The organism is Gandjariella thermophila, assembly GCF_005405885.1.
GTDB classification, from domain to species: domain Bacteria; phylum Actinomycetota; class Actinomycetes; order Mycobacteriales; family Pseudonocardiaceae; genus Gandjariella; species Gandjariella thermophila.
This window is the reverse complement of sequence record NZ_BJFL01000007.1, coordinates 177,763-197,052: the sequence shown is the minus strand read 5'-3', so window position 1 is coordinate 197,052 and position 19,290 is coordinate 177,763. Positions and strand designations below refer to the sequence as shown.

The 19,290-nt window shown below is 72.2% G+C and carries 17 protein-coding genes; 9 read left to right on the top strand and 8 right to left on the bottom strand.

The features are described from left to right. The first annotated feature begins 66 nt into the window (after positions 1-66). Entirely contained in the window at positions 67-426 is a 360-nt protein-coding gene (locus FFT21_RS10305) for a glycine-rich domain-containing protein (RefSeq protein WP_137813566.1), read from the top strand. Here the strand turns inward: FFT21_RS10305 and dnaE are convergent. Together dnaE and FFT21_RS10295 are read right to left on the bottom strand one after the other, a co-directional pair. After that, positions 333-3,899 carry a DNA polymerase III subunit alpha gene (gene dnaE, locus FFT21_RS10300; protein WP_137813565.1) on the bottom strand — a complete coding sequence of 1,189 codons (3,567 nt, stop codon included), beginning with the start codon at positions 3,897-3,899 and terminating at the stop codon, positions 333-335. The genes FFT21_RS10305 and dnaE overlap by 94 nt on opposite strands. Before the next feature lie 238 nt (positions 3,900-4,137). After that, on the bottom strand, positions 4,138-5,352 hold the full coding sequence (locus FFT21_RS10295) for a L,D-transpeptidase (protein ID WP_137813564.1): 1,215 nt from the start codon (positions 5,350-5,352) through the stop codon (positions 4,138-4,140). 394 nt (positions 5,353-5,746) lie between these two features. On the opposite strand from FFT21_RS10295, the gene FFT21_RS10290 reads away from it, so the two are divergent. Further along, the gene (locus tag FFT21_RS10290) at positions 5,747-6,553 is read left to right on the top strand and encodes an SAM-dependent methyltransferase (RefSeq protein ID WP_137813563.1); all 807 of its coding nucleotides are present in this window, start codon (positions 5,747-5,749) and stop codon (positions 6,551-6,553) included. 105 nt (positions 6,554-6,658) lie between these two features. Here FFT21_RS10290 and FFT21_RS10285 read toward each other — a convergent pair whose 3' ends face one another. The 3 genes from FFT21_RS10285 to FFT21_RS10275 all read right to left on the bottom strand — a co-directional run bounded on the left by FFT21_RS10285 (position 6,659) and on the right by FFT21_RS10275 (position 10,904). Beyond that, a complete protein-coding gene (locus FFT21_RS10285; protein WP_225978266.1) occupies positions 6,659-8,131 on the bottom strand; it encodes a hypothetical protein in 1,473 nt (490 codons plus the stop codon). A 220-nt stretch (positions 8,132-8,351) separates the two neighbouring features. Continuing rightward, on the bottom strand, positions 8,352-9,395 hold the full coding sequence (mtnA, locus tag FFT21_RS10280; RefSeq protein ID WP_137813562.1) for an S-methyl-5-thioribose-1-phosphate isomerase: 1,044 nt from the start codon (positions 9,393-9,395) through the stop codon (positions 8,352-8,354). 33 nt (positions 9,396-9,428) lie between these two features. Next, a complete protein-coding gene (locus tag FFT21_RS10275) occupies positions 9,429-10,904 on the bottom strand; it encodes an MFS transporter (RefSeq protein WP_137813561.1) in 1,476 nt (491 codons plus the stop codon). A 173-nt stretch (positions 10,905-11,077) separates the two neighbouring features. On the opposite strand from FFT21_RS10275, the gene FFT21_RS10270 reads away from it, so the two are divergent. After that, positions 11,078-11,563, top strand: a complete 486-nt coding sequence (locus tag FFT21_RS10270) for a MarR family winged helix-turn-helix transcriptional regulator (protein WP_137813560.1) — start codon at positions 11,078-11,080, stop codon at positions 11,561-11,563. 18 nt (positions 11,564-11,581) lie between these two features. On the opposite strand, the gene FFT21_RS10265 is transcribed toward FFT21_RS10270, so the two are convergent. Both FFT21_RS10265 and FFT21_RS10260 read right to left on the bottom strand, forming a co-directional pair. Further along, on the bottom strand, positions 11,582-12,085 hold the full coding sequence (locus FFT21_RS10265) for a MarR family winged helix-turn-helix transcriptional regulator (RefSeq protein WP_192909463.1): 504 nt from the start codon (positions 12,083-12,085) through the stop codon (positions 11,582-11,584). A gap of 121 nt (positions 12,086-12,206) precedes the next feature. Next, a complete protein-coding gene (locus FFT21_RS10260; protein ID WP_307722916.1) occupies positions 12,207-12,896 on the bottom strand; it encodes a hypothetical protein in 690 nt (229 codons plus the stop codon). A gap of 290 nt (positions 12,897-13,186) precedes the next feature. Between FFT21_RS10260 and FFT21_RS10255 the strand changes: the two genes are divergently transcribed. Next, complete coding sequence (locus FFT21_RS10255) at positions 13,187-13,468, top strand: DUF6343 family protein (RefSeq protein WP_137813558.1); 282 nt, start codon at positions 13,187-13,189, stop codon at positions 13,466-13,468. 56 nt (positions 13,469-13,524) lie between these two features. Then, on the top strand, positions 13,525-14,742 hold the full coding sequence (locus tag FFT21_RS10250; RefSeq protein ID WP_137813557.1) for a CaiB/BaiF CoA transferase family protein: 1,218 nt from the start codon (positions 13,525-13,527) through the stop codon (positions 14,740-14,742). Here FFT21_RS10250 and FFT21_RS10245 read toward each other — a convergent pair. After that, positions 14,719-16,026, bottom strand: a complete 1,308-nt coding sequence (locus FFT21_RS10245) for a hypothetical protein (protein ID WP_137813556.1) — start codon at positions 16,024-16,026, stop codon at positions 14,719-14,721. The two genes, FFT21_RS10250 and FFT21_RS10245, sit on opposite strands and share 24 nt — an antisense overlap. A 281-nt stretch (positions 16,027-16,307) precedes the next feature. Between FFT21_RS10245 and FFT21_RS10240 the strand changes: the two genes are divergently transcribed. The 4 genes from FFT21_RS10240 (at position 16,308) to FFT21_RS10225 (ending at position 19,138) form a co-directional block, all read left to right on the top strand. Beyond that, entirely contained in the window at positions 16,308-16,811 is a 504-nt protein-coding gene (locus FFT21_RS10240) for a DUF3145 domain-containing protein (protein ID WP_137813555.1), read from the top strand. A 49-nt stretch (positions 16,812-16,860) separates the two neighbouring features. Beyond that, the gene (locus FFT21_RS10235) at positions 16,861-17,463 is read left to right on the top strand and encodes a hypothetical protein (protein ID WP_137813554.1); all 603 of its coding nucleotides are present in this window, start codon (positions 16,861-16,863) and stop codon (positions 17,461-17,463) included. A gap of 120 nt (positions 17,464-17,583) precedes the next feature. After that, entirely contained in the window at positions 17,584-18,057 is a 474-nt protein-coding gene (locus tag FFT21_RS10230) for a PE domain-containing protein (protein WP_137813553.1), read from the top strand. Further along, entirely contained in the window at positions 18,050-19,138 is a 1,089-nt protein-coding gene (locus FFT21_RS10225; protein ID WP_137813552.1) for a PPE domain-containing protein, read from the top strand. The genes FFT21_RS10230 and FFT21_RS10225 overlap by 8 nt, the downstream gene beginning before the upstream one ends. Positions 19,139-19,290 lie beyond the last annotated feature (152 nt).

Genomic DNA, 19,290 nt, shown 5'->3' with positions numbered 1-19,290 from the left:
CCCTGACCGGGTAGTCGTCCACCGCGAGCAGAGTGGACCGCTGCTGGTAGCACACCTTCAGGTGTAATGGCCTCTCTGGAGATTGGTTGCGGGTACCTGGTGGATATCGCCGTCCACACGATCATCCTTGACACCCGGTTCTACCGGGAGTTCTGCGACAAGTGGTTCGGACGGTTTCTCGACCACATCGCGGAGATCGACCGTAAGGCCGACGGCTCGGTGGCGAGTGTCATCCGGCAGGGAACCCGAACAGCCAGCAGGGCTGGTGTATCGCACCGGTGGCGCCACGTCGCCAGTGGTCACGGCCAGGTCCACGATGGCCGCCTCCCTGATCAGCTCGCGACGGTGAACCCGCGGATGGACTTCAGCTCGCCGAGCAACGCAGAGCTGACGGTGACGGGGTACTGGTCCAGGGCAAACATCTGATCCTGCCGGCCGGACAGTACAAGACGAACGGGTATCTCCCCGCGGTGCGCGGCCAGTGTCGAGCGCAGTTCGGACACGTTGTCCTCCGTGACATGCTCTGGCTCGACGCGCAGCACGAACGGCTGAGCATCGTCAGCCTGTTGCAACGCCGCCTCGCTGATGTCCAACGGAATGACTCCGCTCCCGAAGATCGACATGCGGTCGTCGCGCCAGTTGACTCGGCCTTTGACCGCGACAGCCGTGTCCTGGACAAGGTCCTCGTGCAGCACCATGTACGACTTGGCGAAGAACAGCACTTCTACCGAAGCGTCTAGGTCCTCCACGATGACGATGGCCCACGGCTCGCCGTTCTTGTTGACCCGGCGTTCGACCGAGGAGATCATGCCAGAGATGACCACCTCGCCATCCTTGGGCGCCTCGTCCAGGAGCGTCGCGATCGGTTGCGGCGCGTGCTTACGCAGGACGTTTTCAGCGCCGTCGAGTGGGTGCGCGGAGACATAGAGCCCCAGCATCTCCCGCTCATAGCCCAGGAGTTGCTTGCGGGGCATCTCCTCGGGGTCATACCGCAGGTGCGCCAGCGGGGACGTGCCCTCTTCCTCCGCATCGGCCCCGCTACCGAACAGGTCGAACTGGCCCATCGCCTGCTGCCGTTTCAACGCGGAGACCGCTTCAACGGCCTCCTCGTACACGGCTAGCAGGGCTTTCCGTGTGACGCCGAGTGAGTCGAACGCACCGGCCTTGATCAGCGATTCGACTACCCGCTTGGAACACACCGACGGGTCCACCTTGGTGAGGAAGTCGGCGAAGCTGGTGTAGGCACCAGCCTTTTCCCGGGTCCGGATGATCGACTCTGCCACGCCAGTACCGACGTTGCGGACCGCGCCAAGCCCGAAACGGATGTTGCCGTTCACGGCGGAGAAGTGCACCGCGGACTGGTTCACATCCGGCGGCAGCACCTTCACACCCATGCGCCGGCACTCCGCCAGGTACACCGCCGACTTGTCCTTGTTGTCGGCGTTGCTGGTGAGCTGCGCGGCCATGAACTCGGCCGGGTAATGCGTCTTGAGGTAGGCGGTCCAGTAGGAGACGAGCGCGTATCCGGCGGTGTGGCTCTTGTTGAAGGCGTATCCGGCGAACGGCAGCATGACCTCCCAGAGCGTCCGCGCCGCCTCGTCCGAGAAGCCCTTCTCCCGCATACCGCCGAGGAACTTCTCCTCCTCCTTGGCGATGACCTCGGGCTTCTTCTTGCCCATCGCCTTACGCAGCAGATCGGCCTGCCCCATGGTGTAGCCGGCGAGCTGCTGGGCGATGGCCATGACCTGCTCCTGGTAGACCAGCAGGTGGTAGGTCTCACCAAGGATCGGATCGAGCGCGTCGCGCAGTTCGGGATGGATGGGGGTGATGCGCGCGCGACCGTTCGAGCGGGCCGCGTAGTCCATGTGTGCGTTGACGGCCATCGGCCCCGGTCGGTACAGCGCGAGCGCGGCGGACACGTCACCGAAGTGTGTTGGTGCGATGGCCTTCAACAGGGTGCGCATCCCGCCGCCGTCGAGCTGGAACACCCCCAGGGTGTCGCCGCGCGCCAGCAACTCGTAGGTGGCCTTGTCGTCCAGTCGGAGCGTGTCGAGGTCGATCTCCCTGCCGTGGTTGGCCTTCACCGCACGGATCGTGTCGTCAATGATCGTGAGCGTGGACAGGCCCAGCAGGTCCATCTTGAGCAGCCCGATGGACTCGCACGGCTCGTAGTCCCAGCCGGTGATGACCGCCCCGTCGTCGGGGCGCATCCACAGCGGCAGGACGTCGAGAAGCGGTTCAGAGCTGAGGATGTGCGCGCAGGCGTGCACTCCGGCGTTGCGGATCAGCCCTTCCAGGCCACGAGCCGTCTCGAAGATCCTCTTGACGTCATTGTCCGTCTCGATCAGGGAACGAACTTCGGCGGCCTCGGAGTAGCGCGGGTGCTCGGGGTCCACGATCCCTGACAGGGGAATGTCCTTCGCCGCCACCGGCGGCGGCAGGGCCTTGGTGATCCGATCGGCGATGGAGTAACCAGGCTGGCCGAAGTGCACCCGGGCAGAGTCCTTGATCGCCGCTTTGGTCTTGATCGTGCCGAAGGTGATGACCTGGGCAAAGTTCTCCGCGCCGTACTTGTCGCGCACGTACGCGGCTACTTCGTCGCGGCGGCGGTCGTCGAAGTCGAGGTCGATGTCCGGCGGCGAGTCACGCTCTGGGTTCAGGAACCGCTCGAAGATCAGCGAATGCTCGATCGGGTCGAGGTTGATGATGTGCAGGATGTAGGACACGAGCGCACCCGTGGCACTGCCTCGGCCGGGGCCGACGCGAATGCCCTGTGACTTCGCCCACCGCACCAGGTCGCCAACGACCAGGAAGTACGAGGCGTACCCCTTGCCGCAGATGACCTCCAGCTCCCACTCGATCCGGTCGCGGTATTCCTGGGTGATGCCATTGGGAAACCGCGTCGGCAAGTACTGCTCAACCTCTTCGCGCAGCAGGTCCGCCTCGGTCTTCCCAGGTGGAACCGGGACCCTGGGCATCCGGTCCCGGTAGGCGAACATCTCGTCATAGGACTCGATCCGCTCGGCCACCAGCAGGGTGTTGTCAGCCGCGCCGGGTACCTCGGAGTCCCAATACTCGCGCATCTCCTCGGCGGACTTCAGGTAGTAGCCGTCGCCGTCGAACTTGAACCGGTTCGGGTCGTCCAGGGTCTTTCCGGACTGCACGCACAGCAGCGCGGCGTGCGATTCGGCCTGGTCCTTGGTGACGTAGTGCGAGTCGTTCGTGGCCAGCGGGTTGAGGTCCAGCTTGCGGGCGATGTCCAGCAGGCCCTCGCGCACCGACCGCTCGATGGACAGCCCGTGGTCCATCAGTTCCAGGAAGAAGTTCTCCGGCCCGAAGATGTCCCGGTAATCGGCGGCCGCCTTGAGCGCCTCGTCCCGCTGACCCAGCCGCAGCCGGGTCTGCACCTCGCCGGACGGGCAGCCGGTGGTGGCGATGATCCCCTCGGCGTGCTCGGCGATCAACTCCTTGTCCATCCTCGGCTTGCGGTACTGACCCTCGAAGCTGGCCAGCGAGGACAGCTTGAACAGGTTGCGCAGGCCGGTGGTGTTGCGGGCGAGCATGGTCATGTGCGTGTAGGCGCCGCCGCCGGAGACGTCGCCGCCCTCGCCGAACTCGTCCACGCCGCGCTGCTTGTCGTTCCCCCAGAACACCGGCTTCTTGTGGAATCGGCTGGCCGGCGCCACGTACGCCTCGATGCCGATGATCGGTTTGATGCCGCTCTTCTTCGCCTGCTGGTAGAACTCGGCCGCGCCGTACATGTTGCCGTGGTCGGTCATACCCACCGCGGGCATGCCTAGCCGGGCCGCCTCGGCGAACAGCGGGGCCACCTTCGCCGCGCCGTCGAGCATCGAGTACTCGGTGTGCACGTGCAGGTGAACGAACGAGGCGCCAGCCACCAGACGTAACCTCCCCACGGCTGCGGACGGACAAGCTCGGGATGGCGGTGGTCGCGGGCGGACGCGGCACCGGATCGAGCCACCGGATCGGACTCCCAGCCTAGTCCCCGCCAAGATCGACTCGGGGACGTGGTCGGGTGTGCCGGGGCGTGTCCCTGCCGCGCCGAGAAGCGAACGCGGCCCGCACCCGGAGGTTCGTTCGGGTGCGGACCGCGCGGCAATCACGGGAGCGGGCGGCTCAGTGCAGCGCGCTGCCCTTCTGCCACTGGTCCCAGGGCAGCTCCCAGTCGCCGTAGGCGTCCCACACCGGCAGCGGCGGGCCGCCGGAGTTGGTCACCTCCACCACGTCGCCCATGCCGAAGTGGTCGAAGAACCAGTGCGCGTTGGCGTCGTTGAGGTTGATGCAGCCGTGCGACACGTTCGAGTTGCCCTGCGCGTTCACGCTCGCCGGGTTCTCGTGCACGAACTCACCGTCGTTGGAGATCCGCACCGCCCACAGCTCGGTGGACCGGTACCACCCCGGCTGCCCCTGGCACACCCCGTAGGTGCAGGAGTCCATCACGTACTGGTCGTGCTTCTCGGACACCACGTGCGGGCCGACGTGGGTGGGCGTGGCGTCCTTGCCCATGCTGATCGGCATCGTGTTGACCAGCTGGCCGTTGTGGAAGATCTGCATCTGCTCGGTGTTGCCGTCGGCCTTGGCGATCCACGAGTCGTGCACCTTGTAGGTGATCGTCCGGTCGCTCTGCCCGTACACCCCGCCGCCGAGGTTCACCCCGTAGATGTTGGCGTTCAGGGTGATCGTCGTGCCCGGCTGCCAGTACTGCTTCGGCCGGTAGTGGACGATCCGCTTGGAGATCCAGTACCAGGAACCCTCCTGCGCCGGGCTGGAGGTCACCTGGAGCGCCTTCTCGGCGGCAGCCTTGTCGGTGATGTCCCGGTCGAACTGGACCACGAGGACCTGGCCGACGCCGACGTCGGTCTGGTTCGGCGCGGGGATCACCGAGGCGAAGGCCTGGGCGGCCGGCTTGACGGTGTGCACCGTCTGGCTCTGATGCACCGTCCTGCCCGCGGCGTCGACGCCGTCCGCCTCCACCTGGTAGTCGCTGGCGTAGCCGAGGGCCTCGCTGGACGTCCAGGTCGTCTTGTCCGCCGACAGGCTGCCCTTGACCTGGGTGTGCCTGGCGGTGTTGGTGACGCTGACCGCCTGCAGCGTGCCCTTCGCGGCCTTGACCACGATCGGCGTCTTCGGATTGGCCTGCTCGCCCGCGGTCGGCGTGATGCTCACCGTCACCTCGGGTGGAGCGGGGGTCGACGTGGCCCCCGGTCGGTTGCCTGGAGCGCCCTCCGCGCCCCCCGAACACCCGGCGAGCACGAGCGCGAGCAGGGCCAGTGCGACCACCCCCGGACGGCTCGTGATTCCCTCGCGCCACGTCGTCGTTCCGCTGCCCATCTGTCCTCTTATGCCCCTTATATCTGTTCTGTCGGAATTGCCGTGCTTGTCGTGCTCGCGCCGTGCCGCGTGCCGAGCGAACCCAGGCGTGCCGCAGGAGCCCGCATTGGTTCTGCATGGGGTAGGACGCGACTGGCGGTATGCACGTTGCGCGTGCAGGCGCCCGAATGAACCGCCTTCATTGTTCCCCTGACCGTGTGGCGCCCGTTCGCGGGTCCGACCATGCCCACTCTCGGTAGACGCCGGGACGCCGGTCGACCGGACGGCCGCCACCCGGCCGGGCGCGGGAGCCGGTGGCCACGGCCGGCGAGGCGCACCCGGATCGGGCCGCGGCGGCCGTATGCTCCGGGCACTGCTGCTCGGCCAACCGCGGCGAGGCCCGGAGGTGCCCCTGGTGGAACACCCGCACTGGGTGCCCAGCTCGGTCGACCTGACCCGGCCCAGCGCCGCCCGGGTCTACGACTACTACCTCGGCGGAGCGCACAACTTCGCGGTGGACCGGGAGCTGGCCGAGCAGGTCATCCGCGAGCTGCCGGAGCTGCCCAGGATGACCCAGGCCAACCGGGCGTTCCTGCGCCGGTCCGTGCGGTTCCTGATGGACCGCGGCGTGCGGCAGTTCCTGGACATCGGCTCCGGCATCCCGACCGTCGGCAACGTGCACGAGATCGCGCAGCGCGTCGACCCGCATGCCCGCGTGGTGTACGTGGACAACGACCCGGTCGCCGTGGCGCACAGCCGGGCCCTGCTCACCGAGCAGCCGAACACCGCCGTCGTGCATGCCGACCTGCGCGATCCGGTCCGGCTGCTGGCCGATCCCGGGGTGACCGCCTTACTGGACTTCGACGCGCCGATCGGCCTGCTCATGGTCGCGGTGCTGCCCTTCGTGCCGGACTGCGACCGCCCGGCCGCGGCGATCGCCGCGTACCGCGAGGCCCTCGCCCCCGGCAGTTACCTGGTCCTCTCGCACGCGACCGACGACGCCGGTCTGGACCCGGAGGGCCGGGTGAAGGCGCTGTACCGGCGCGGGTCGATCCAGGTGGTCACCAGGACCCGGCAGCAGGTCACCGACCTGCTCGACGGCTTCGACATGGTCGACCCGGGCGTGGTGTACCTGCCGCTGTGGCATCCCGACTCGGCCGAGGACGTGGCGGAGCATCCCGAGCGCAGCGGGGCCTACGGCGTGGTGGGTCGCCGGGTCTAGGGAGTCCGCCCTGGTGCGGTCGGCGGCGGTGCGGCGCGCGGTCCGGGGCCCGTGCCGGACCGGTCCGGCGCGGAGGACCGGTCCGGCACGGGGGTCTGCGGATCGCTACCAGGTCGTCGGGTCGCCCTCGTTGGCGCGCGCGTTGTCCGCGTCCGGCACGGTCTTCGGGTCGACCGGCGGCGCACCCGAGGCGGGCACCGGTAGCGGAGCCGGTGCCGGAGCGGTGATGGTCGCATCGACGGCCACCCCGTTGCGATCGGTCTTGACCTGCACCGGGTTCCGTGTTCCGAGCAGATCGCCGCATCCCAGCTCGGTGAACGAGGTCATCAGCCGCTGCGCGAGGAAGGTGAACAGGTTGTTCGCCGCGGCCTTGTCAGGCGACGGTGAGCGGACGGTCAGGTCGTGATCGAGTTGCAACCGCTGCGGTCCGCGGTCCACGAGGTTCTGGCAGTAGGCCCGCGCGGCGCCGCGCACGCCGTTCGCGCCGCCGGCCGCCGCTCCCTCCTCCTCGGCGGGGCTCAGGGGTGGCTGGTCCACTCCCGCCCGGTAGAAATCCTCTTTGGTTGGATTGGTTTTCCCGTCCACCTGTGCCATCGGGTCGTTCGGCGGCACCAGCGCCACCGGCGCCGCCTGGTCCGCCGCCGCCTGCAACTCGTCCAGAGCGAGCGAGGTGGACGGCTGGCCACCGTTGCCGATGTCCGGGGCGGTGAACGGGGTGCAGCCGAGCGCGGGGTCGACGAAGGCGTCCAGCAGCAGGTTGTCGCTGCCGTTGACCAGGGTCCGCTTGGTGCCGAAGCGCTGCGCGTTGGCCGTGGTGTTCTGCGCCGTTCTCCGGTCCGGCCCGACCAGGTAGCTGGTGGTCACGTTGTCGCTCTGGTCCTGGTCGACCAGGGTGAAGTCGCGGGTGGTCGGGCAGGGCTGGCCGTCCGTGGCCTTGCCCAGCGCGGGGATCTTCAGCTTGCCGGCCGCGATCGCGCCGTTGGCGGCGGCGAAGAAGGCCGGCGCGTTGCAGTACGCGAACTGCCCGAACGGTGAGCCGTCCAGCCCGTTCACGCACTGACCCTGCTGGAGGCTGCTGTCGCCCTGCCGGGTGCGGGTGTCCCTCAGCGTCAGCGTGTCCCCGTTGAACCCGAACCACAGGCCCACCACGGCGCCCTGCGGCAGCCGCGGGACGATCGGGTCGGCCGCCGGCCGGGTGCCGCGGTCGACGACCAGCGGGTGGTACACGGACAGCGCCCCGGTGGCCGGGTCGACGATGGTGGCCTCCACGAAGGCCGTCTGGTTGGGGTTCACCTCCCGGCACGGACCCTTCCGCGGGTCGGTGGCGACCAGTTCGTACGGGGTGGCGAGGCCCGCGGCGCTCAACGGGTCGGCGGGCACGATCAGCGTGCAGTTCGGGTTGGCCTGGCGCTGGGCGGCGTCGGCCACGGTGATCACGGGGATCGGCTGGCCGTGCAGGACCATGCCGGTGACCGCGGTGCCGACCAGTAGCAGGGGTAAGCCGGCGACGATCGGGGTCAGCCGGAGCGGCCGCTCGGGCGGGCGTCTCCGGTGCGACGCGCGATGGCGACGAGGCAACGCGCTTCTCCTCTCCTTGTCCACCCGGCCCGCGCGCTCCGCGGGCGACGCCCGCGCGTCGAGGCAGGGGCGGGACATCGGTGGCGGAGCGGGTCGTGCGGCCCGGTCGGGGGAGGAGTACGCGTGCGGCGCGGATCCGGTTCGCGTGAGCTCCGTCTCAGTGCCTATTCCTGAACGCGCGCCGCGATCGCGCCGCCGGGGCTCGCCGGTGGTCGGTGTGTCAGGTCCGGGCGGCGGTGACCACGCGTTCCTCGGTGACCACCGCGCTGACCAGGTCGGCCGGGGTCACGTCGAAGGCGGGGTTGAAGGTGGCGCAACCGGCCGGGACGACCCGGGTGCCGCCGAAGCTGGTCACCTCGCCGCCGTCCCGCTCCTCGACGGTGATCTCGGCTCCGGAGGCGAGCGAGGGGTCGATCGTGGACTCCGGGGCCACCACCACGAACGGGATGCCGTGCCGGGCGGCGGCGATCGCGTGCGCGTAGGTGCCGATCTTGTTGGCCACATCGCCGTTGGCGGTGATCCGGTCCGCGCCGACGAGCACGCAGTCGACCATGCCCCGGGCCATGGCGAAGGCGGCGGCGGAGTCCACGCACACCCGGTGCGGGATGCCGGCCTCGGCCAGTTCCCACGCGGTCAGCCGGGACCCCTGCAGCAGCGGCCGGGTCTCGCAGGCCAGCACCTCGGCCACGGCGCCGCGCTGCCACAGCTCGCGGACCGTGCCCAGCGCGGTGCCCCAGGCGGCGGTGGCCAGCCGGCCGGTGTTGCAGTGGGTGAGCAATCGCAGCGGGCGCCGCGAGGTGAGTTCCAGGACCAGGTCGGCGGCCCGGCGGGACGCCTCCCGGTTGGTCCGCTCGTCCGTGGCGAGCAACTCCAGCGCCTCGTCCAGCACCGCGCTCGGCCCCTCCGGCAACCGGGCCAGCGCGCGCCGCACGCCCCAGGAGAGGTTCACCGCGGTCGGCCGGGCATGCGCGATGCGGTCCGCCTCGGCGCGCACCGCGGCCTCGTCGGTGCGCCCGTTCGTGCTGTGCCGGGCGGCGGACTGGGCCACGCCCAGGGCGCCGACCACGCCGAGCGCGGGCGCGCCTCGCACCGCCAGCCTGGCGATCGCGTCCACCACCTCCGCGCACGTGGTCAGCCGCAGCACGCGGTGCTCGGCGGGCAGCGCGGTCTGATCGATGATCACGATCGCGCCGTCCTGCCAGTCCACCGAGCGTGCGGGCCACGCCGCGGCGGCGGGGCCGGTGGTCGGCTGCTGCTCGGGCACCTTTCCCTCCGGGTCGGGCGGTTGCCTCCGATGTTAGGGCGCGCCGGGCGCCCGTCCCGAGGGGCGGACCCGGCAGGCGCGGGTGGCGCGCGTCGACGCCCCCGCCACCAGGGCGGCAGCCACCAGCACCGCCACCGCCACCCGGGGACCCTCGGCCGGTGCCAGGTGCAGGGCGAGGGTGCTGAACGCCACCCCGAGCGCGGTGCCCAACCCCCGCGTCATGTTGACCAGGCCGCCGCCGACCCCGGCCGAGGACGCCGGGATCCGTCCCATGATCGCGGCGTTGTTGGCCGGGGTGAACACGCCGAGCCCGACGCCGAGCAGGCCCAGCAGTGGCGCCAGCACCCCCGGGCGCAGCGGCAGCACCAGCAGTGCGGCCAGCGCGAGCACGCACACCGCGGCACCGGCGCGGCCGCGGCGCGCGTCGCTCCACCGCCTCGGCAGCACGCAGCCGCCCAGCGTCGCGGCCAGCGCGAAACCGGCCGGCAGGGCGGTCAGCACGGCCCCGGCGTGCGCGGTGGACAGCCCGCGCCCGACGAGCGCCACCGGCACCACCACCAGCGGCCCGAACAGCACCAGGTACCCGCACAACGCCCCGGTGAGCCCGGCGGCTACTCCGCCGCGGCGCAGCAGGCCGAGGTCGACCAGCGGCGACGCCGCCCGCCGCTCCACCCGGAGCAATCCCCACCCGGCGGCCACGGCCAGCGCCAGCAGGGCGGCCACCGCGGCCGGCGGCAGCGGCAGCCCGGACGCGACGGACACGGCGAGCAGGGCGGCGGTGCTCGCGGTGGCCAGCAGTACCAGCCCGGCCAGGTCGAACCGGCGGATCGGGGTGCGCGCCCGGGTGCGCGGCAGCAGGAAGCGGCCGGCGACCACGGCCGCGACCCCGATCGGCACGTTCACCCAGAACACCCACTGCCAGCCCAGCCCGGTGACGAGCAGCCCGCCCACGGTGGGGCCGAGCGCGAGGCCCAGCGCCTGGGCGGCGGCCTGCACGCCCAGCGCCGCGCGCATGCTCGGCCGGGGCACGCTGGTCGCCACCAGGGCGACGCTGTTCGCCTGCATCATCGCCGCGCCCACCGCCTGCAACACCCGGAAACCGACCAGCGCGGAGAGGGTCGGCGCCAGCCCGCACAGCGCGGAGGCACCGGTGAACACCACAAACCCCTGGAGGTAGACCAGCTTGCGGCCGAACAGGTCGGACACCCGCCCGACCGGGGTGAGCAAGGCGACCAGGGCGAGCAGGTAGCCCAGCGACACCCACTCCACCGCGCCGAGCGGGGTGTGGAACGCCCCGGTCAGCGCTGGAAAGGTGAGCGTGACGATGCTCGCGTCGAGTTGGCCCATGAAGGCGCCGAAGCAGACCGTGCCGACCGCCAGCCAGTGCGCGTGCGGCCACCGGGCGACCCGCCGGGGCCGGGCGGACTCGGTGACCAGCGGGGCCCACCACCGGTCGGCGAAGCCGGCCGGGAGCACGGTGGTGCGCCCACCGCCGTGGTCACCGCTCATCGGCCTCCCTCCTGACCCGTGAACCCATCCCCATTATATCGGTAGCAGACATATTCGGCCTGCGACGCGTCGGCGCGGGTCCCGGTCCGGGCCGAATCCTGGGATCGGTTCCACGGCCTGGGATGGAGCGGAATCAGACGCGGCGCCGGTCCGGCCGCCAGTACCATGCGCACATGCCCGAGGGAGCCATCCACAGCCCGGGCGAGCAGGCCCCCGAACTTGCCTCCTCCGACGTCAGGTCGCTGACCGAGGTGGTCACCCGGCTCCGCAGGGCGTTGCGCGCCAGCATCCGCACCGACTACCCGTGGGAGTCGCTGCCGATGGCGCAGGTGGAGCTGCTGCAGACGTTGCAGGAGCGGGAGCCGATGCGGGTCGGTGAGCTGGCCGCGCTGCTGCGGCTGGCGCCGAACACGGTGAGCGGGCTGGTGACCCAGCTGATCGAGGCCAGGTTGGTGGCGAGGGACGGTGATCCGCACGACCGCAGGGTGGCCCGGCTGTCATTGACCAAGGCCGGCCACGAGCAGCTCGCGGCCTGGCAGGAGGCGCACGAGCGGCGGATCGGCGCCGCGCTGGCCCGGCTCGGCGCGACCGAGCGGGCCGCGGTGCGCCGCGCGCTCCCGGCACTCACCCGCCTCGTCGACCACCTCGGCGACCTCTGACCGGAAGCGGCGCCCGCGCTACCCCGAGCGGTATCGCCCGGGTACCCGCGACGGGTCGTGGTGCGCGAGGACCCGCAGCAGCAGCGCGTGCAACTGTTCCCGCTCGGCCGGGCTGAGCGGCGCGAGCAGCCGGTCGTTGAGCTTCTCCGCGGCGCCGAGGTGCCGGCGGAGGATGCGCCGGCCCGCGGCGGTCACCGCGACCACGTAGCGCCGGCGGTCCCGCTCGTCCCGGCGCCGGGTCGCGTAGCCGGACCGCTCCAGGTCGTCCAGCAGGGACACCAGGTCGCTGGGATCGATGCCGAGCCGGTCGCTGATGGTGCGCTGCGCGGCCGGACCGAAGTCGGCCAGGCAGGCCAGCACCGTGACATGCGGGGCGCGCAGCCCGTCATCGGCGGGGGAACCGCCGAGCGAGCCCCTGATCCGCCGCGCCTCCTTGACCAGTTGCAGCATCAGGAAGCTGGGGAACCGCAGCAGGCGCCCGGGCAACGCCTGATCGTCATCGCCCGACTCCGCTGCGTTCATGCCCGCCATGGTAGGCATTCGGCAGCCCGCCTACCTGGACAGATTGCCCCGTTCGTGGGACGGCTGTGACGGCAGGCGACCCGGGGCCGGCATGACCGGGGCGTGCTCCGGCGGAGTCACGTCACCGCAGGATGTTGACCGCCCGCGCGACCACCAGCACCACGATCGCCAGGGACACCGCCGACTGCAGCAGCATCGTCAGCTTCGCCCACGGCCGCAGCGGCATCACGTCGGTCGGGCTGAACGCGGTCGCGTTGGTGAAGGACAGGTAGAGGTAGTCGACGTAGCTGGGCTCCCAGTCCGGTGGTGCCACCTCCGGCGTGGTCATCTGCGGGAACAGGAAGTCCGCGTCCTGACGCACGCCCGCGGCCCGCGCCGCCGGCCCGCCCCGGTCCCATTCCCAGTACCACAGCGAGAACGCGATGATGTTGGTCAGGTAGATCGCCGCGCCCGTGACCAGCAGCGTGCCCGCGTCCTGGCCCGCGGTGCCGGTCAGCAGCCGGTGCACCAGCAGCGCGCCGGACAGACCGTTGCCGATGCTCAGTACGGTGACCACGCCCAGCCCGAGCAGCCGTTCCGGCCCGCCGCGCCGGCCGATCCGGCCCGGATTCATCGCCATCAGCACCACGACCAGCAACAGGCTGAGGCCGGGCAGAAGCCAGCGCGGCCCGAAGACCACGCGGTCCGGTAGCGGCAGTTGCAGCGCGACGGCCACCACGATGGCCAGTGCCACCGGCCAGCGGTGCTCTCCGCGGGTCCGCCGCCGCCACGCCGGCATCTCCGTGCCGGCCTCCCACCCGTTCTGCTCCACGTCACCCTCCTCCCGCAGCGCGTGCGGTCCATGGTGTACCGGACCCGCCCGGGCCCCCGACGCGGCCGCCGAAATGCGCCGCGCCGCACCCGGGCGCACGCCCGTTTCGCCGGTGATGCGCGGTAGCGTGAGGCATGCCGGTGATCCCTGTCGGGTAGGCGGGTGGCACGTCGCGGCACCCGAGGTGACCACCGCGCGTGCCCCGCCGTCAGGTCCGCGACCGGGGTGGCGGGGCGGAGCCCTGCAGACCCGGTCGCGGGGCGCGCAAAGCCGCGGAAAAGGAGGCCGGTATGCGGCGAGGCAGGAAGCTCAGCCGCGAGGACTACGCGCGCGGCCTGGACGATTACCACGACCCCACGGCCGGTTTCGGTGGGGCGCCGCCGGCCCGCAGCGCGCTGACGCTGCGGTTGTGGCTGGCCGGCTTCGGTTTCGTGTTCTGCACCGGGGCGGCGGTGCTCGCGGCGACCATCAACGCGGTGTGGCTGGCGGTGGTGCTCGCCGTGCTGGCGGCGATCGCCGTGGTCGACTTCGGCTGGGTGGTGTACCGCAAGCGCCGCGGCGAACCGGGCTGACGGCCGCCGGCCGCGGTGATGCCTTACCTTCGGAGGCCGGACGAAGGGAGGGCGATATGGCGCTGCCGCTGGCCGGGGTGGTGGTCGTTTCCGTGGAGCAGGCCGTCGCCGCGCCGTTCGCCACCCGGCAGCTCGCCGATCTCGGCGCGCGCGTGATCAAGATCGAGCGGCCGCGCCGGGGCGACTTCGCCCGCGGCTACGACCGGACGGTGCGCGGCCAGTCCAGTCACTTCGTCTGGCTCAACCGCGCCAAGGAGTCGGTGGCGCTGGACCTCAAGCACCCCGAGGCCGGCCCCGTGCTCGCCCGCCTGCTGGACCGGGCGGACGTGTTCGTGCAGAACCTGGCGCCCGGCGCGGCCGCCCGGCTCGGGCTGGACCCGGCGACCGTGCGGGCCACCCGGCCGCGGCTGATCACGTGCGAGGTCTCCGGCTACGGCCGCGGCGGCCCCTACGCCGACCGCAAGGCGTACGACCTGCTGGTGCAGGCGGAGGCCGGGCTGCCGGCGATCACCGGAACCCCGGACGAGCCGGCCAAGGCGGGCATCGCGGTGGCCGACATCGCCGCCGGCATGTACGCGTTCTCCGGGGTGCTGGCCGCGCTGCTGGAGCGGGAACGCACCGGCTCCGGCCGCGCGGTCGAGGTGTCCATGTTGGACGCTCTCGCCGAGTGGATGGGTTACCCGTTCTACTACGCCGCCTACGGCGGCCGGCCGCCGGAGCGCACCGGCGCCGCGCACGCCACCATCGCCCCGTACGGGCCGTTCACCGCGGGCGACGGGCGGTCGGTGCTGCTCGCCGTGCAGAACGACCCGGAGTGGCACCGGTTCTGCGGCGCCGTGCTCGGCAAGCCGGAACTGGCCGACGATCCGCGATTCGCCACCAACGCCCAGCGCGTGGCGCACCGCGCCGAGCTGCACGCGGTCGTCGACGAGCGGCTCGTCGGGCTGTCCGGCGACGAGCTGGTGCGGCTGCTGGAGCAGGCGCGGATCGCCTACGCGTCGATGAACGACGTCGGCTCGCTGGACCGGCACCCGCAGCTCGTCGCCCGGGACCGGATCGGCACGGTGGACTCGCCGGGCGGCCCGCTGCGGGCGCTGCTCCCGCCCATCGTGGCGGACGGCTGGCAGCCCCGGATGGATCCGATCCCCGAGGTCGGCGAGCACACCGAGGCGGTGCTGCGGTGGGCGGGGCTCGGTGCCGAGGACGTGGCGCGGCTGCGGGCCTCCGGCGCCCTTTCCGAGAGCGGCGGTTCAGGACGGGGCGGGCAGCTGTAGCGCCTGCGTGGCGAGCTGGCGCAGGGTGGCGTCGTCCGGCCGGCTGCCGCCCTCCGTCCACACCGCCAGCGCCAGCCGCACCTCGGTGGCCTCCCGCTCGCTGGCGTAGGCGGCGTTGTCGAAGGACGCGGCGGCGTCGCGCGGGCGGCGACCCTCCCGCACCAGGTCGCTGATCCCGCCGGCGCCGGTGGCGTCGGCGGCCTGCTGGAAGGCCTGCGCGGTCCCGGCGTCCGCGAAGTCCACCACGGACACCGCGACCGAGACGCTCCGGTTGGCCGCGGTGGTCCCGTACAGGGCGCGGCGCATCTCGGTGCACGGGTGCTGGCCCAGCCAGACCCGCAGGTCGCCGTAGGCGTGCGCGGCGCAGTCCGGGTCACGCGCCAGGTCCTGCCTGGTGAACGTGGTGCCGCCGACCACGGCGCGCACCGGCACCGGGGCGGAGCCGTCCGCGCCGTGCGCCGAACTCACCGCGACCACCACCCCGGCGAGCAGCAGCAGCGCGATCACCGCGACGGCGAGGAAGGCCAACCGGCGCGGGTTGCCCCGCCGGGCCGGCGGCGCCGGCGGGGTCGGTGGCACCGGCGGCACCGGGTGGGACGCCGGCGGCGCGGTCGGGTACGGCGCGGTCGGCTTGGCCGGCACCCGGGGGATGAGCATGGTGCTCGCGGTGGCCAGCGGCGAGGCGGCGGCGTCCGGGAAGCCCTCGGCGAGCGGATCGCCCACCGTGGCCGGGTCCACGCCCAGCGCGGCGACCACCTGCAGCGCCGCGTCCGCCGGGCACGGCCGGTCGCAGGTGGCCAGTTCCCGGGCGGCGGCCAGCAGGGTGGTGGAGGAGGGGTGCAGCACCCGCACGCCCCGGTGCAGGTCGGCCGAGGGCTGCATGACCTGGGCGACGTAGGGGCCCACCGCGATCACCGTGCTCACCGGCAGCGGCTCGGCCCGCATGGCCTGCAGCCGGGCGGCCACCGCGGCACTGGCCTGCAGCGCCTCGGCCGCCGGGTTCACCACGCCGTCCTGCCGGGTGAGCGGCCACCCGTCGATGGCCCAGCGGTCGTCCAGCGGCGCCTCCAGCCGGACCGCCGGGTCGGGCAGGTCGACGCCCACCACCACCAGCACGCCGCGCGGCAGCACCACGATCGCGTCCACCGGCGGGCAGTCCGGCGGCTGGACGCCCAGCAGTCCCAGCCCGCCCTGCACCGCGTTGCCCCCGCCCCACGTCGCCAGTGCCGCCCGGATGTCCGCGCTCACCTCGGATGGCGGTTCCCCGAGCCGGACCAGACGCACGGCCGCACCTCCCGCACTCCGCTCGGGCCGGTGCCCGAACCCCACAGCGCCGGGCAAACCGTATCCATAACAAAGCAGGGACGTGCCGGCGGACCAGAAGTTGCCCTGGTGACCGGTGGCCGACCCGCATGGGTGATCTCGGCGGAGGTTCGACCGACTTCATATGGCGGACGGAGTGTCCGCCGGGGCAGAATGGCGCATCGGTGATCGGCTGATGATCTGAAGCTCGCTCGAAGAGGTCGTAGGGGAAGACGTCCCTCGTCGAGCAGCGGAGGTCAGCAGTGAGTACCCGTGGCAACACCAGTGGTGTGGTGTATGTCCACTCGTCGCCGTCTGCGGTCTGTCCGCACGTCGAGTGGGCGATCTCGGGCACCTTGGGTGTCCGAGTGGACCTTCGCTGGTCCGCGCAGCCCGCTGCGCCCGGGCAGTTGCGGGCGGAGTGCGCGTGGTCGGGCGAACCGGGATCCGGTGCGCGGTTGGCGGCCGCGCTCCGGGCGTGGCCCATGCTCCGGTTCGAGGTGACCGAGGATCCGAGTCACGGCGTGGACGGGGAGCGGTTCTGCTTCGTCCCCGGCCTCGGCCTGTGGCGCGCCCGGGTCAGCGCCAACGGTGACATCGTCGTGGGCGAGGACCAGTTGCGCGCGGTCGCGGCGTCCAGCCGGGGAGGGGAGTCCTTCGCGCACCGCATCGACGAGCTGCTCGGCGCGGCGTGGGACGACGCGCTGGAGCCGTACCGGCGGGCCGGCGACGGGGCGCCGGTGACGTGGCTACACCGGGTCGGCTGAGCACGTCCGGTCCCGCGGGTTCGCGGTACCGGTCGGATACGCTCGGCTGGTGACCGCGTCGACCCGTGCCCGTGGGCGGTCGCCGTTGCGCTGGCTGGTTCCGGTCGTGCTGCTGGTCGTGCTCGCCTCCGCGGGCGCCGGCCTGCTCGCCCGCCAGGTCTACCAGCGGCCGGCCGCTGAGCCGGTGCCGATGGTGGGTCCGACCAGTGTCAGTTCCATGCCGGCCACCGAGCAGCCCGGTGACCCGGTCGTGCGGCTCACCGCGGATGCCGCCGCACATCCCGACCGGGACCCGGTGCGCGAGTTGTTCCAGCGTTTCTTCGACGCCACCAACCAGCACAACTACAACCAGTGGCGCAGCACGATCAGCCCGTTCGGACTGAACTGGATCGACTCCGAGTCGAGTTGGCTGGCCAAGAACGAGTCCACCAGGGACGGCAGCATCGTCGTGCAGCGCATCGACCCGGCACCGGGCGGCAACCTCCGCGTGCTGGTGAGCTTCATGAGCACCCAGGACCCGAAGAAGGCCCCCGAGAACCTGCGCGAGAGCTGCATCCGGTGGCACCTCGTCTACTCCCTGGTCCGGGCGAGCGGCGGGTTCAAGATTGACTTCGCCCGGGAGCAGAGCACCACCCAGATGGAGAAGTGCTGACGCCGCCCGGGTAAGCGCGAAACCGCACGTGTTGATCATGAATGGGTGGAACCGCCCCACGGGGTGAATGCGTCTTGCTACGGTGAGGCAGCGTCCGGTGAGCGTCCGAGGGGGTCCATCATGTCGGCACCGGCCGACCCAGGCGGCACGTGCTCGTCCACCGTCAACGCAGGCGTCAGCCCGATCCCGCCCGCCACGGCCGGCGCCCCGACCCCGCGGGGGAACGCGGAAGGGGCTACCGGCGGCGCGACGGTCACCGTCAACCGGGACAACGTGCTGCGGATCGCCAAGCTGTTCCAGGACGAGGCCGACCGGATGTCCGGCCGAGTGGCCGCGCGCCGGGAGGAGCTGACCAGCCGACCCGCCCTCGGCGACCCGGTCAGCAGGGCGATGGCCGACGTCCTGAACTGGAAACTGGTCGAGAGCGCGGACTCCTACGCCAACCGCGCCGGCCAGTACGTCGACGAGCTGTACCGGACGGCGGCGCACCTGACGGCGGCGGCCAGGAGCTACGGCTACACCGACGAGGACATCGTCCAGGCGCTGCGCCGGCCAGTGCCGGCCGCGGCAGCGGGCGGGGTCCGCCATGGGTGAGCCGTCCGTCGGGTACCACCGGTTCGAGGGCCATTCGTTGGCGGACAAGCACGGCTGGATGCGGCAGGGCGCGGGGGCCGCCGAACTGGAGAAGGTGCGTTCCGCGCTCGCCGCGCTGGGCGGGGACCTGGCCGCCTCCGCGCGGTCCCTCCGGGACGCCGTCCGGCAACTGGGCGGCGAGTGGCAGGGCGCCACCGCCGAGCAGGCCGCAGCGCAGATGGTGGCGGCCGCGGCGTGGGCCGGTGACTCCGGCGGCACGGCATCCCAGGCGGGGTCCACAGTGGAGCGTCAGGCCGAGGTGGTCGGGGACATCCGGTCGAGGGTGCCGCAGCCGCCGGGATGCTGCGACGGCGCCGGCGGCGCGATGCGGGACGGCGGGCGGACGCTCTTCGACGCCGCCACGCTCGGCGTGTTCGGCGTGCAGCACGACGCCCAGCTCAAGGTGGAGGCGTACCGGCAGGCCGACGCGGCGGCCAACAGTGCTCTGTACGCGTACGAGTCGAGTAGCAGGGCGCACGCCGACGCGATGCCCGCACTGCCGCAGCCGCCGCCGATCACGGTGACCGCCGCCACGCATCCGTCGAGCGCGGCTGCGCCGCCGCCCCAGCCGCCGGTATCCCAGCAGCCGCACCCGGAGCCACCGGACCACCGGCACGACCACGCCGACCACCGCGCGGATGACCGGTCACACGGCACCGACCTGGTTGCCGGCGGCCTCGGGCTGGGTGCCGGGGTGCTGGCCGGTGGGGCCACGCTGAGCGACGGCATGCGGGGCAGCGGCCGCGGCATCGGCGGAGGCTCGCTGCGGGAACTGCTCGACGAGAGCGGGCCGCACGCTGGCACCCGGAGTGCCGGCGCGGCCGCCGGGCTCGGCCCGCTGAACGAGGAGGAGGCGGAGGCACGCGCCACCCGCGCGGCCACCACCGCACCGGACGGTTCCGGCGTGGCCGGCGGCCGCGGCAGGGGAGAGCGGGACGGCGAGCACACCGGCCGCTACACGGTGCCCACCGACGTGTACTACGTGGCCGACGTGCCGCGGCTGGCGCCGCCGGTGATCGGCGAGGACCCGGCGGATGGGTAGCCCGGTGCCGGCGGGATCGCGGGCGCGTGGGCTCGCGGAGGAGGCGGGTTGATGCGGGCGTCGAACCGCGACGCTCCGGGTGGGCGCGGCGCGCGCCATGCCGTCAGGCCCGCGACCGGGGTGGCGGGGCGGAGCCTCGCCGACGCGGTCGC